Annotated in this window: 11 protein-coding genes; 8 read left to right on the plus strand and 3 right to left on the minus strand. The window is 45.2% G+C overall.

The window, feature by feature from the left end; genetic code table 11:
- Nucleotides 1–17: 17 nt before the first annotated feature.
- From QUA44_RS11365 to QUA44_RS11395, 7 genes are all read left to right on the plus strand, one after another.
- Nucleotides 18–1,457, plus strand: coding sequence for a pentapeptide repeat-containing protein (locus QUA44_RS11365; protein WP_333250426.1), 1,440 nt, complete (start codon nt 18–20; stop codon nt 1,455–1,457).
- Nucleotides 1,458–1,684: 227 nt separating this feature from the next.
- Entirely contained in the window at nt 1,685–3,421 is a 1,737-nt protein-coding gene (locus QUA44_RS11370; RefSeq protein ID WP_333250427.1) for an ATP-binding protein, read from the plus strand.
- Between the two features lie 586 nt (nt 3,422–4,007).
- Nucleotides 4,008–4,559 (plus strand): heme NO-binding domain-containing protein, encoded by a 552-nt coding sequence (locus tag QUA44_RS11375; protein WP_333250429.1) that lies wholly within the window; start codon nt 4,008–4,010, stop codon nt 4,557–4,559.
- Between the two features lie 7 nt (nt 4,560–4,566).
- Entirely contained in the window at nt 4,567–5,955 is a 1,389-nt protein-coding gene (locus tag QUA44_RS11380; protein ID WP_333250430.1) for an ATP-binding protein, read from the plus strand.
- 733 nt (nt 5,956–6,688) lie between these two features.
- The gene (locus QUA44_RS11385; protein WP_333250432.1) at nt 6,689–7,693 is read left to right on the plus strand and encodes an RNA polymerase sigma factor, RpoD/SigA family; all 1,005 of its coding nucleotides are present in this window, start codon (nt 6,689–6,691) and stop codon (nt 7,691–7,693) included.
- Between the two features lie 465 nt (nt 7,694–8,158).
- Nucleotides 8,159–8,656 (plus strand): hypothetical protein, encoded by a 498-nt coding sequence (locus QUA44_RS11390; protein ID WP_333250519.1) that lies wholly within the window; start codon nt 8,159–8,161, stop codon nt 8,654–8,656.
- Nucleotides 8,644–11,292: a CHASE4 domain-containing protein gene (locus tag QUA44_RS11395; protein WP_333250433.1), complete on the plus strand. Its 2,649-nt coding sequence runs from the start codon at nt 8,644–8,646 to the stop codon at nt 11,290–11,292. Before QUA44_RS11390 ends, QUA44_RS11395 begins: the two co-directional genes overlap by 13 nt.
- 49 nt (nt 11,293–11,341) lie before the next feature.
- Here the strand turns inward: QUA44_RS11395 and cobO are convergent, their stop codons facing one another.
- From cobO to QUA44_RS11410, 3 genes are all read right to left on the minus strand, one after another.
- Nucleotides 11,342–11,977 carry a cob(I)yrinic acid a,c-diamide adenosyltransferase gene (cobO, locus tag QUA44_RS11400; protein ID WP_333250435.1) on the minus strand — a complete coding sequence of 212 codons (636 nt, stop codon included), beginning with the start codon at nt 11,975–11,977 and terminating at the stop codon, nt 11,342–11,344.
- A 55-nt stretch (nt 11,978–12,032) separates the two neighbouring features.
- Nucleotides 12,033–12,611, minus strand: coding sequence for a Uma2 family endonuclease (locus QUA44_RS11405; protein WP_333250436.1), 579 nt, complete (start codon nt 12,609–12,611; stop codon nt 12,033–12,035).
- A gap of 159 nt (nt 12,612–12,770) precedes the next feature.
- A complete protein-coding gene (locus tag QUA44_RS11410; protein WP_333250438.1) occupies nt 12,771–13,388 on the minus strand; it encodes a hypothetical protein in 618 nt (205 codons plus the stop codon).
- A gap of 117 nt (nt 13,389–13,505) precedes the next feature.
- On the opposite strand from QUA44_RS11410, the gene QUA44_RS11415 reads away from it, so the two are divergent.
- On the plus strand, nt 13,506–14,780 hold the full coding sequence (locus tag QUA44_RS11415; protein WP_333250440.1) for a molybdopterin-binding protein: 1,275 nt from the start codon (nt 13,506–13,508) through the stop codon (nt 14,778–14,780).
- Nucleotides 14,781–14,842 lie beyond the last annotated feature (62 nt).

Below are 14,842 nucleotides of genomic sequence, written 5' to 3' on the forward strand. Positions count from 1 at the left end.
AATAGAGCAAATTTGACATGGACATGAACGTTGGTGACTTTCTGCACCGGCTCGACCTCAGGGGACAAGCGCTTAAAGGCACCAACCTCGGGGGTGCGGAACTCCGGGGAGCCAACCTCAGGGGAACAGACCTCCGAGAAACCAACCTCAGCGGCGCTATGCTTAGGTATGCAGACCTGATTGAAGCCGACCTCACCGGCGCCAATCTGTGCGGTGCGGATTTAGCTGAATCATTTCTCAATTTAGCCAATCTCACTAGAGCCGATTTGACCGGTGCTGTCCTCCGAGAAGCTACTCTCGTAGGAGCAGAACTCAGTCAAGCCAATCTCAAACAAGCAAGTTTGATCAAGGCTAATTTAGTGGGAGCAAATCTCCAGGAAGCCAACTTAACCAGAGCCAACCTCAGCGGGGCGGATTTACGCGGTTCTCAGTTGAGCGGCGTGATTTTAGACAAGGCCGTCTACAACAACCGGACTATTTTTCCTGACGATATTGACCCTGGTGCAATGGGAGCATTTTTGCTAGCTCCCAATGCTTCGCTCCCTGGCTTAAATCTGGCTATGGTAGATTTGACCGAAGCCGATTTAAAAGGAGCCGATTTGCGGCGGACAAACTTATACAAAGCTATTTTATTTGGCGCAAAACTCGATCGGGCAAACTTAGCAGGAGCCAACCTCAGCGCAGCGGACTTGAGGGAAGCTAGTTTGAGCGGCACGATTTTAGAGAAAGCAGTTTATAGCAACAAAACATTGTTTTCCGAAGGCATTGATCCCGCTCTGGGCGGAGCTTATTTAATTGCTCCCAATGTATCGCTGCAAGGGGTAAACTTAACCGGAGCCGACTTAAACGGGTCAGATTTAAGCGGAGCTAATTTGAGCGGTTCTAACTTAAGTTCGGTTAATCTCAAAAATGTAGACCTCAGCAGAGCTAGCTTAAAAAAAGCTTACCTCAAAGGTGCAAACTTGGAGCAAACAGATTTGAGAGGAGCAGATTTAAGCGGCGCAATTTTACACCAAGTAAACTTGAGTTCTGCTGACCTCCGGGGTGTAGACTTAACAAGGGCTGACCTCAGCGGCGCTAATTTAAGGGATGCCGATTTGAGGGGGACAGATTTCACTGGAGCTACTTTGCTGTTCGCTAACTTGAGCGGGGCAGACTTGAGAGGTGTAGACTTGACAAAAGCTGACCTCAGCGGCGCTAAGTTAACCGAAGCTGACCTCCGAAAAGCAGATTTGATGAGAGTAAATTTGGAGGGAGCAGATTTAACTGAGGCAGACTTGAGCGATGCTAATTTATTCCGAGTCAATCTCAGAGGTGCTAACCTGAAAGGTACTAACCTCAAAGGCGCAAGTTTTAAAGGGGTATTTTTGACCGATGCTTATTTGAGCGAAACCGATTTGGCCGATATAGATATGAGTCCGAGTTTTTTTGAATTGCCACTAGAATCGGAATGGTAATTGACAGTTGACAGTTGACAGTTGACAGTTGACAGTTGGCAGTTGACAGTTGACAGTTGCTAGTTGGCAGTTGGCAGTTGATTAGTTGCTAGTTGGCAGTTGCTAATAATTACCGAATAACTAATAAACGAATAACTAATAAACGAATAACAACTGACAACTGACAACTAATCAACTGACAACTAATCAACTGACAACTAATCAACTGACAACTAATCAACTGACAAATGACTAATGACAAACCGTTAGGCTCTGTTATTCAAGGTTCTCTGAGCAAGGGATTAGAAGTGCGACTGCACGCAGATGTTTCGGTGGAAGATATGAGGGTGGGGAAATTTCTAGTAGTGCGGGGGGTGCGATCGCACTTTTTCTGTATGCTCACCGACGTGTCTCTCGGAACATCCAGCGGACGCATTTTATCCAACCCTCCCAACCCCAACGACGATTTTCTAATCGCAGTCCTCGCCGGTAGCAGCACCTACGGTACGATCGAGCTTGCGCCCATGTTGATGCTGACTGCGGAAAAAGAAAAATCTCAAGCAATCTTCAATCCAACAGGTAACGGAGTCCCTGAGAAAAAGGTGGCGTTAGGAAATTTGGGCTCTTTTGAGGCGCAAAGTGGCGCCGATATGGAACTGCTGCCGGTTAAAACGATTCCCAGTCACTTTTCCCAGGTGTTTGATGCCAAAGAAACCGATTTTAGGGCGGTTTTTGGCTGGGAAGATGACCCGTACCGTTGCAATTTTGCGATCGGCAAACCGATTGACATGGACGTTGCTGTGTGCTTGGATTTAGATCGATTTGTGGAACGCAGCAACGGAGTTTTTGGCAAGTCTGGAACCGGAAAATCTTTTCTGACGCGCTTGCTTTTATCGGGAATTATTCGTAAACAAGCTGCTGTTAATCTAATTTTTGATATGCACTCTGAGTACGGGTGGGAAGCGGTTTCCGAAGGAAAACAATTTAGCACTGTTAAAGGTTTGCGGCAGTTGTTTCCCGATAAAATTCAGATTTATACTCTCGATCCAGAATCGACAAAACGCCGGGGAGTCCGCGATGCTCAAGAGTTGTTTTTGAGTTTCGAGGAAATTGAAGTGGAAGATATCTCGCTGGTGCAGCGGGAGTTAAATTTGTCGGAAGCTAGTATCGAAAATGCGATTATTTTACGCAATGAGTTGGGCAAGGGTTGGATTAACAAGTTGCTGGAAATGACCAACGAAGATATTCAAATGTTTTGTGAAGAAAAGCGGGGAAATAAGTCTTCGATTATGGCTTTGCAGCGCAAATTAGAGCGGTTGAATGATTTGAAATATATTCGCAAACGCTGTCCAAAAAATTATGTAACTGAAGTTTTGCAGTGTTTAGATGGTGGCAAAAATGTAGTAATTGAGTTCGGTTCGCACTCGGATTTGCTGTCGTATATGTTAGCGGCAAATGTGATTACTCGCCGCATTCACGCATCTTACGTGCGGAAAGCTGAGAAGTTTTTGATGAGCAAAAATCCGTGCGACAAGCCGCAACCGTTAGTGATTACCATTGAGGAAGCTCACCGTTTTCTCGATCCGGCGATCGTGCGATCGACTATTTTCGGTACGATCGCCAGAGAAATGCGAAAATACTTCGTAACTCTGCTGATTGTAGACCAGCGTCCCTCCGGCATCGACGCCGAAGTCATGTCGCAAGTCGGAACGCGGATTACAGCCTTACTAAACGACGATAAAGACATCGATGCTATTTTTACCGGCGTTTCTGGAGGGCAGAGTTTGCGTTCTGTTTTGGCAAAACTCGACTCGAAACAGCAAGCATTAGTTTTGGGCCACGCCGTACCGATGCCCGTAGTCGTGCAAACTCGTCCTTACGACGAGCAATTCTACAGAGAAATTGGGGATATTGACTGGCAAGAAATGCCCGATGAACAAGTATTTGCAGAGGCCGAATCTGCTAAAATGGATCTGGGGTTTTAGATTGACAACGGCTAGATTAATTACAGAACTTAGGCAAATGTTACTGTAAATTAGTCTTTGCGAACAATTGGCGATCGCTGGCAAGGAGGGAAATACCTGGTTTTTGCCTGAGTTATAAATTAGAAAGTGCGAGGATCGACAGTAAAATAAAATTAGCACTCATCTAGGAACCCAGGAGTTTTCCCCGTCATACCCTCAGCCCTCATTTCACAAAATTTAAGATAAATAAAACTTAGGCATTTAAACGCAATTTTTAAGGGTTTGAGGATTTTTTAGCAGCTAGCTAGGAGTCGGAAAGCCCGATCGTCTATAACTTTATGGAAACCCAAAATCAGAGTTTAAGTTATATTAATCGCTTGCGGCACCCTCGACTGTCATAATCGGTTTTAAAGGAATTTCACCAATTTACTATGTGAGTTTTTATACAAAAAAATGTTAATTTGTGGCCCGATCGCAATTTGGAAATTCCCGTTCTAATTCGCAGTTTGACAATTCTCGGTGCGGCAGGTGGCATACAATATAATTCAAGCCAGTTGAAGTGCAAGTATCAAAAAAAAACACTCGCTTCGATAAGCAGGAGTAATAAATGTACGGTTTAGTTAACAAAGCGATCGAAGAAATGGTTTGTTCTCGCTTCGGGGAAGAGACTTGGGAAACCATCAAAGAGAAAGCAGATGTAGACATTGACGTTTTCATGACAATGGATGCTTATCCAGACGATCTCACTCACCGGCTGGTACATTCGGCAAGCGAAGTGCTAGGAATCAGCGCCGATGATATTTTACAGGCTTTCGGCGAATACTGGGTAATCTATACCGCCTCTGAAGGCTACGCCCAAATCCTCGATATGGCGGGAGATAACCTGCGGGAGTTTCTGGCAAACCTGGACAACCTCCACGCCCGCGTAGGGTTGAATTTTCCCCAGCTTCAACCGCCTTCGTTTCAGTGTACTGAAAACTCAGAAAATAGCATGGAACTGCACTATTACTCTCACAGGCAAGGGTTTGCCCCAATGGTGAAGGGGCTGTTGAAAGGTTTGGCGTGCCGATTCCAAACAGAGGTAGAGATCGAGCAAACAAGCGATCGCACTCAGGGAGCAGATCGCGACGTGTTCTCCATCCACTGCAAATCTAGCTAAAACTATTATGGTTTCCCCTGTATTCAGTTCTTCTCCTCTGATATTTGCAAAAGCTTTTCCATTTCATTTAGCATTCCGGAGATGGGAGACTGAAATTGTGCATTTGGGAGATGTTTTAGCTCGGATCTGCCCCGAATTATCTTTAGGAAGTTCGCTCAAGGAACACTTTCGGATCGAACGGCCGAACGTTCCTCTAGAATTTGACGCCATTCGAGAGCAGTCTCGCTCGATCTTCCTTCTCGAATCACTGCACAGCAAAATGCTGCTTAAAGGGCAGATGGTGGTGGCGGAAAATCAAGAAGTAATCTTTTTCCTCGGTTCCCCTTGGATCGCAGACTTAGCGGATCTCGCCCCGCTGGGGCTGACGATTAACGATTTCGCCCTTCACGATCGGGTAGTTGACTTGCTTTTCTTGTTGCAAGCACAGAAAACTGCCTTAGCGGATGCTAAAAAACTCACTGAGAAATTAACCAAACAGCGAGCTCAATTGCGCGTGGCACTACAGGAAGCAGAACAGGCGGCGAATGCTGTAGCCCAAAACCAACAACTCAAGAAAACTCTGCAAGAATTGCAGCAAACCCAAGCGCAACTGATCCAAAGCGCCAAAATGTCGAGCCTCGGTGAACTTGTCGCGGGTGTAGCTCATGAAATCAACAATCCCGTCAATTTTATTGTAGGCAACCTCGACTGCGCCCGCGACAACATTCAACAGTTGCTGAAACTGATAGAACTCTATCAAAAATACAATCCCGCTCCGGCACCGGAAATTCTAGCTTATAGAGATGAAATTGAATTTGAATTTTTACATCAAGACTTGCCTAAACTTTGCTCTTCCATGCGGGTAGGCGCTGACCGGATTGGCAAGATCGTGCTGTCGCTGCGTAATTTTTCTCGCCTAGATGAAGCGGAAATGAAGTTTGTCAATATCCACGAAGGGCTAGATAGTACGCTGCTAATACTGCAACACCGGCTCACAGGAAATAATGGCAGGCCGGAAATTGAAGTGATTAAAGAATATGGCGATCTGCCATTTATAGAATGTTATGCAGGACAGCTCAATCAGGTGTTTGTCAATCTGCTCGGCAATGCCATAGATGCTATAGAAATGGGTGCCAGTGAAGGCGGTAGGATTCGGATTCGCACGGAACTGTTGCCGGCGGGCGATCGCGCCAGAGTGCTAATTGCCGATAACGGGCCGGGATTTGGCACTCTTGTTAGCGATCAAATGTTTGACCCGTTTTTTACCACAAAACCTGTAGGTCAGGGTACGGGGTTGGGGCTCTCAATCAGTTACCAGATTGTTGTTTTGAAACATCAGGGGTTGATTCGCGGCATTTGTGTACCGGGTTCCGGGGCGGAGTTTTACGTTGAAATTCCGTTGAGGCAAACAAATTAGGGCTGGCGCGTTCACAGCCAGCTTTTAAGCTTCGATCGCCCTCTGGAATTGTCTGTTATGTTCGAGGGGGAGAGGGGGAGAGGGGGAGATGATTCTTGCTAGTGGGGAATACGGCATTGAAATTTACAATTTAAATGCCCAACAGCCAGCTTTTATAGACCTTTACTTACTCGCATCCGAATTCGCATAGCATATTTTAATAAAAATGTCAATAAATATTTTAAACAGTTACTCGCATCTAATACGGCGATCGAGTTCGGTTATCTCGCATCGCAGCATCTAGGCAGGGAGAAAAATTCAAGCGATGATAGAACAGAGAGCAAAACAAAGCCCTCGAATTGCATGAGTCTGTTTGCATGAGTATTGTGAAGTTGAGTGGCAGTTAAAACTAACAGGGAATTCAAAACCTTAAGGAAAAATGTAGAATCTTGACCTTAAGACAGAGGTTTTTACCCTTTACGATCCTCAAAATTGGGAATAATATTGAGAAAACTAAACTCTTGCTTCACTTCGCCTTGAACTAGCCGTTAAAGCTAGTAAGCTACCGAAAATCGACGGGGATTACTGGAAAATCCAGCACAAAAGTAATCCCAAACAAAAAGCTTCTACCGATCGTCACCGATAAACAGGAGGGGAAACATCCCCTTTGTCGCAGTCTTTATCCCACTTGCAAAAGTGGGACAGGGTATCACCAACTTTTTATCTGTTGTTACAAGGAGTGCAATACTCACCCATGTCCACCACAACCCCCAAAAACAAAACAGTGAAAGCCGATCGCATGGGCAGCCGGCCATACTCCTCAACGGATACGGTTCGTACCTATCTGCACGAGATCGGTCGCGTACCCCTGCTAACCCGAGAAGAAGAAATTGTTTTCGGGAAGCAGGTGCAGCAAATGATGAAATTAATCGAAGCAAAACAAGCACTTGCTAAAGAATGGCAGCGGGATCTGACGAATCAAGAGTGGGCTGCCGAAATGGAGTTGACCGAACCTGAACTTAGCCGGATCTTACAAATAGGGCGGCGGGCAAAGCAAAAGATGATTGAAGCGAATTTGCGGCTAGTAGTGGCGATCGCCAAAAAATACCAGAAACGCAATATGGAATTCTTGGATTTAATTCAAGAAGGCACCCTCGGTTTAGAACGAGGAGTAGAAAAATTTGACCCGATGCGGGGATACAAATTTTCTACTTATGCCTACTGGTGGATTCGGCAAGCCATTACCCGCGCGATCGCCCAACACGCCCGCACGATTCGATTGCCAATTCACATCACCGAAAAACTAAACAAAATCAAAAAAGTGCAGCGGGAACTCACCCAGCAGTTGGGCCGTTCTCCCTCCCCTGCGGAAATTGCCACCGCCCTGGAACTGCAACCTTCGCAAATTCGAGAATACCTGCTGATGGCAAGACATCCAGTTTCTTTGGACTTGCGGGTAGGCGACAACCAAGATACTGAACTGCAAGAACTCTTAGAAGACGAAACTGCATCTCCCGACAACTACATTACCTCGGAATTGCTGCGACAAGACCTGAATACTTTGATATCAGAACTTACCCCCCAGCAGCGAGATGTAATAATTCTGCGCTTCGGTTTGGAAGACGGCACAGAAATGTCTCTGGCGAAAGTCGGAGAACGGTTAAATCTCAGCCGGGAACGGGTGCGGCAGCTAGAACATCAAGCCCTTGCCCACCTGCGGCGCCGCCAATCTCAAGTCCGAGAATACTTGGCTAGTTAGTCACTAAAAAAGTTGAGATTTCCCAAAATCTCAACTTTTTTTACGTTTATACCCGTTTGAAACAAGAATGTAAGTGTAAGCCGGTGATTCACACAATTAGGCAATAGGTCATTCCCAATTATTCCATTCTTTAATCTAAAAATAGGACTTACGCACTATCGAGCTTAAATCAAGGGTTTGAGATTGCTTCACTACGTTGTCTTCGGACCGAAAATCGTAGTATATGCGTCCAGGACTATAAAATTTAAAATCTAAAATGGTATTATTTGATGGGTGGATTGCCCAATCAGGACGGACGCAAAATTTATCAAAACTAATCTTAGATTTGAGTTCAGGAACCGGGCGGGCGATCGTTCCTTCAAATTAATAGCCAACATTAAGCCAAATACCCGGTTTCTCTACAATCTTTGTGAAACTGGTACAAGAGGCGCTTGGAACCAGGTATTTTAAATTTTGGGGTCTGGAGTGGTTTTGACTTATTTGATATTGACAGGAAGTTTACAAGCGATCGCGATCGTGCTTGCTCTCTCGCCCGGTAACTTGAGCATCGCATTCCCCGCACGCCGATCGCAGGACTCGGACATCAAATCCGGCGTTTTAAGCTCGCAATCTCCCCCAAATCCTGCGCCCGATACAGCTAGCGCAGGTTTAGCAGATGGCATTTACCTCTACGGCCAGTCGAGGAACCCAGAGGAAATTAAACAAGAATATTTTGTATTTGAAATGCGGCAGAGTAAGGTAGTCGGCGCTTTTTACCTGCCTCGGTCTGCTTTTTACTGTTTTTACGGCACAAGCGATCGAACTCAGTTAAATTTAATAGTAGTGGACAGTTACGACGGCAGTCGCTCTCCCTACTCCGTAAACCTGCAACAATATTACCCAATTTCTACCATCAGCGAGAACGATCGGCGCATCTTGGATATTTGCAAAGAATCTCACAAACAACAGGTGTGGGGAAAGTAGCAGAAGACTGGCGCCGCCCCAGCATTCAGGGTTCAGGAAACAACAGTAAAATTGCTCCTGAGTTGAGAATTTCGGACGAAAATCATACACACGGCAAGATGAAACTGCGTCGGAAAACACTATCGATCATTGGCATTACCATCGCTGGACTGACTGGCATTCTGTATGCCGCCTCATCAAGAATCCTCTTGGGCAGCCTTGCAAAAGCAGAGGAACAAGAAGCCACCCAGGTTGTCAAGGGAGTGCTCAGCGTGTTCGAGCAAACCGCAGATGACTTCAACTCGCGCTTTGCCGACTGGTCTGCCTGGGACGACACCTACGATTTTATCCAAAACCGCAACTCAGAATTCATTGACTCCAATTTAATTCCAGAAGGGCTGGCTAATATAAGAGTTAATATAGCCGTATTTGTCAATACTTCTGGCAAAATAGTTTACGGTACGGGTTTAGACAGCGAAAAGCTGAAACTAACGCCTGTTCCAGAAGCATTAAAACGGCGCATTTCTCTCAGTGACCCGCTGTTGCAGCACCCCAACGCCAACAGCAGCCTCGCTGGTATCATGCTGCTGCCGTCAGGGCCGATACTGATTACTTCCCGGCCAATTCTCACGACTAAAAGCATCGGCCCGATCCGAGGTACGCTGATATTCGGGCGCAATTTGGATGCTGCTGGTATTGCGAAGGTTTCTAAAATTACTCGCTTGCCACTGATCGTACACAGCGTTAATGAGGCTCATTTGCCTGCTGACTTTCAGCAACTGCGGGAGAAACTGTCGGAAAAAAAACCGATTTTGGTGCGTCCTTTAAGCGAAGAGTCGATCGCGGGTTACGCTCTAATCAACGATATTTACGATCGACCTGCGCTGCTGCTGCGGGTGGATATCCCCAGAGAAATATATCGGCAAGGTCAAATTAGTTTGCTCTACCTGCTGGTGTCTGTAATCCTGGCGGGAATTGGGTTTGTCGGCTGCACTTTGCTGCTGCTAGAGTATCTGGTGCTGTCTCGGCTGAGCGGTTTGGCAAAAGCGGTGAACCGCGTCAGCAGCAGCCAAGACCTGTCGGTGCGACTACCGGTGACGGGCGAAGACGAGTTGTCCGACCTTGCCCATACTATCAACGGAATGTTGAGTGCGATCGCGATCGCCGAAAGCGAACAACTTGAGGAAAAAGCCCGCTACCGAGCTGTCGTGGAGCAAGCTACAGATTGCATTTTCCTGTGGGACGCTCAAACCAAACGTCTTTTGGAAGCCAATACAGCGTTTACAGACTTGCTCGATTACAGTCTTGATGCGATTTCGCAACTGACTATTTACGATATCATCGCTTACTCTAAAGACCTAATTGACAACAATATCGAGTTGCTGCTGACGGACAAACAATTCAGAATTGGCGAAGTTCTCTACCGCCGCCGAGACGGTTCCTGCGTGGATGTAGAAGTGAGCGGGAGCGTGATTTCCTACGGCGGCCGCGAGATTATTTGCACTGTTGTCCGCGACATTACCGAGCGCAAGCAAGCCGAAGCCGAACTGCGAGCCTCAGAAGAACGCTACAGACTTTTGTTTAAAAATAACCCCCATCCGATGTGGGTTTACGATTTAGAAACTCTGGAATTTATAGCAGTCAATCAGGCTGCTGTCCAACACTACGGCTACACGCGCGACGAATTTCTCAACATGACCGTTGCGGACATTCGTCCTCCCCAAGAGCTGCCGAGATTGCTAGAAAATATCTCCCCAGTAGATGTCGGTATTGAGTTTGCAGGTGTGGGGCAGCACCTCAAAAAAGACGGAACAATTATTGATGTAGAAATTACCTCTTATACTCTGGTATTTGATAGCAGAAATGCTGAATTAGTGCTGGCTCACGACGTGACCTACCGCTTGCAAGCCGAGGCAGAAATGTACAAAGCCAAGGAAGCTGCAGAAGCAGCTAGTTTGGCTAAAAGTCAGTTTTTGGCTAACATGAGCCACGAACTGCGAACTCCTCTGAATGCGATTATCGGTTACAGCGAGATTCTGCAAGAAGAGGCTTTAGATTTGGGCGAAGAAGATTTTGTGTTGGATTTGAAGAGAATTCACAATTCAGGCCAGCTTTTACTTTCCTTAATTAATGATATTCTGGACTTGTCGAAGATTGAAGCCGGTCACGCGGAACTTGAATTAGAAACTTTTGACGTGTGCGAGGCTGTTCAAGATGTAGCCATAACTGTTGAACCGCTATTTTTGCGAAACACTAATCGCCTGAATGTGGAGTGTCCTCATAATATTGGCGAATTTTATTCCGACCAAATTAAATTGACTCAAATTTTGTTTAATTTGCTCAGTAATGCAGCTAAGTTTACTCATAAAGGAACAGTTACACTCAGCGTTGAAAGAATTAAAAATGACGAGAATAGTTGGGATTCTGAACAGTTAATTTTTAATTGCAGTGATACGGGGATTGGGATGACTCCTGAACAGCTACAAAAGTTATTTCAACCTTTTACGCAAGCTGATGCTTCGACTACCCGTAAGTACGGAGGTACGGGTTTGGGTTTGGCAATAGCGCAGAAATACTCTCAGATGCTGGGGGGAGAAATTACTGTGAGTAGCGAATTTGGCAAGGGGTCAACTTTTACCCTGATTTTGCCAGCATAGCTATTTTTAAAATTTGAGAGGGGCGAAAAAGTCTTGACTACGAACAACATTAATACTCAATACCTGCTTGAGCTTTAATCCCTTGTTCTCGGAATGGATGCTTAACTAATGTCATTTCTGTCACCAAGTCTGCCCGTTCAATTAGCGCTGGCGGGGCGCCTCTGCCTGTTAAAATAATGTGGGTTTCTTCTGGTTTTTGGTCTAACCCGGAAAGCACTTGCTCGACTTGCAAATAACCTAGTTTTAATGCTATATTGACTTCATCTAGAAGAACTAATTTAAATTCGGGATTGCAGATAAAAGTTAGGGATTTTTCCCAGGCTTTTTTAGCTGTTTCGATATCTCGATCGCGGTCTTGCGTGTCCCAGGTAAAGCCTTCCCCCATTGCGTGGAATTCTAGCTGTTTTTCCCAGAGTTGAAAAACGGCTTTTTCTGCGGGTTCCCAAGCTCCCTTGATAAATTGTACTATAGCGACGCGGTATCCGTGACCGAGCGATCGCACAACCATTCCCAAAGCTGCCGTGGTTTTGCCTTTACCGTTACCCGTATTAACAATAATTAAACCTTTTTCTTTCGAGGAGTTAGCGATTCGCTGTGATTGCACTTCTTGGCGGCGCTGCATTTTCTGTTTGTGTTGTTGGGCTGTTAAGCCAGTGGTTGCAGTAGTTTCTGTATTGGTTTCCATTAGATTTTTTTTAACCGCAGATGAACGCAAATAAACGCTGATGCAAGATGTCTAGTTATTGCCACAGTGTTTTCAAGTTTAGCACAAAACCGGGCAAAACATTTTCTCCTGAAAGTTCTGTCGGACGTTCCAAAATTTCTTTTTCTTGTCCTTGACGATAGATTTCGACTCGGCGCGTTTTGCGGTTGATTAACCAGCCTAGTTTTACTTGGTTGTTCATATATTCTTGCATTTTGTCTTGAGTATCTTTTAAACTGTCGGTTAGCGACATTAACTCTAAGACAAAATCCGGGGCAATGGGAGGAAATTTTTGTTTTTGTTCGGGAGTGAGTGCATCCCATCTTGATTTTTCAATCCAAGAGACATCGGGAGAACGGTTTGCACCGCTGGGCAGTTTGAAGCAAGTTGAAGAATCGAAACAAATTCCCAGTTGAGTTTGTCTGTTCCAAATCACAAAGTCAGCATTAATTTCTGAGTTATAATTTCCGGTTTCTCCTCCTGTGGGTGACATAACGATTATTTCTCCTTCGGCATTGCGTTCAAATTTGACATCGGGGTTTTCGCGACACAATTGATAAAATTGGTCGTCGGTTAGTTTAACTATGGAGTTGAAGTTGATGGTAACTGCTATCATGATATTTTATCAGGATGTGGGGGAATTTTTAAGCCAGATAAGGTATATGAATGCCGAGCAAGGTAGAATGATGCAGATGCTGTAAATATTATTGAGGTACACAGAAGATATTAGAATATTTATTGAGCCGCTTGCGATCATGATATCACCTACTTATAACTAGCTTTCCATGGTTTTATAAAAAGCTTTTTGGAGAGAACACTTACAGACATACCAATAATAAAATGCAATGTTTATTTCGCTAAACAATTTAGGTACTCCCTCTAGTAAACTGGAAAATATCTTGTTTTTTAAATGCAGGGAATCTATGCCGATCGCAAAAAACAACAAGCCCAAACCCGCTAACAGTATTTGGTAGGGAGTTAACTGTAGTTCTCGCCGAAAAAACCATCCGTAGGATGACAAAACAAGGGCGTACAAAAGACTTACTCCTAGCTTGGGAATTCCTAATGCGATCATATATATATGAATTCGGTAAGTTTGATTCAGCAGAAACCCACCTGTTAAAAGAGCAGAAAATAAAATAAATCGATTTTTTTCATGGCACGGTTGAATAGTTTTAGCTAATCCATAGGTAAAAGTACAAATAACGACTGGCACAGAACATAAAACTTGGAAAGTCCGAGTTAATAAAGCGACATTGGGATTGGGAGAAAAATAAGGCTGAAAGAATAAATCGCTGACTTTTAACCCGAAAAGTTGAGTAAAAAATATCAGCAGCGCCACTAGGAAGAAGGATAAACAATTTAGTCGGACAACAAAGCGAGAAATAGTCATAAGCAATTAATACCAAAAATTAGGTTTACTGCTCAAATACAAAAAAATTATATCACCAATATCTCTGGATATTTTGCTAAACTTAATCAGGAGTGTTATCAAAACAAGGAGACAGTCATGCTGTCAGTGAAAGAAGCAGAATCGATAGTTCTAAATTTGGCGCAACCCCTCGACAGTCAGCGGGATGTAGAAACTGTAGACTTGCTGGCAGCATCGGGGCGCATTTTGGCTGCACCCGTCACTGGTTCTCTCGATTTTCCTTATTGGGACAATTCGGCAATGGATGGGTACGCGGTGCGCTTTGCTGATGTGGAAAACTGTAGCGCCGAAAAACCAGTGGTACTCGAAGTAGTTGAGGAGATTCCAGCCGGATATCAGCCTCAAAATACCGTCCAATCGGGGCAAGCGGCGCGAATTTTTACGGGTGGGGTGATGCCTGCGGGTGCTGATACGGTGGTAATGCAGGAAGAAACAAGGCGAGAGGGCGATCGTATTTTTATCTTAGTTTCTCCTGAAAAACCGCAAGCATTTGTCAGGCACAAAGGCGCTTTTTATCAAGCAGGAACAACTTTGCTAACTCCCGGTACAGTTATCAATGCCCCTGAAATGGCGGTGTTAGCAACTGCCCAGTGCGTTCAAGTTCCCGTTTATCGGCGGCTGCGGGTGGCAATTTTTTCTACTGGTGACGAATTGGTATCGCCAGACCAACCTTTGGCACCGGGGAAACTGGTAGACTCGAATCAGTATGCTTTGACAGTTTTGTTGGCGCAAATGGGATTTGAACCGATTCGATTGGGCATTGTTCCTGATAATGAAGAGGCGTTAAACAAGGCGATATCCCGGGCTGTTGCGACGGCGGATTTGGTGCTTTCTACGGGGGGAGTCTCGGTAGGAGACTACGATTATATTGAGAAAATATTGGGGGATTTGGGAGGAAAAGTTCACGTTAGTTCTGTGGCGATTAAGCCGGGGAAACCTTTGACGGTTGCTGGGTTTAAACGAGGTGAAAAAAATCAGGACTCGCCGAGTTTGAGTTCGGATTGTCTCTATTTTGGTTTGCCGGGAAATCCGGTTTCGGCTTTAGTCTGCTGTTGGCGTTTTGTTGTGCCTGCTTTGAGAAAGATGTCTGGGCTTGCCCCGGATGCTTGGGGGCCGGAGTTTGTCAAAGCTAGGTGTAATGCTGAATTGCGATCGCCTGGTCGGCGCGAAACTTACATTTGGGGTAAACTACATTTAGTTGCCGGAGTCTGGGAATTTGAACCTGCTAGCGGCAGCCAAAATTCAGCCAATTTAATTAACCTCGCCAATACCACTGGTTTAGCAGTTTTGCCACCAACGGAAACCTGGGTTGGGCCCGGCGAATTTGTAGAAGTTTTAAAAGTTAGTCAGTAGTCAGTAGTCAGTAGTCAGTAGTCAGTAGTCTTACTTCTTCCATCCGTTAAATCCGTTACAAA

Source organism: Microcoleus sp. N9_A2, assembly GCF_036701775.1.
Classification (GTDB): Bacteria; Cyanobacteriota; Cyanobacteriia; order Cyanobacteriales; family Microcoleaceae; genus Microcoleus.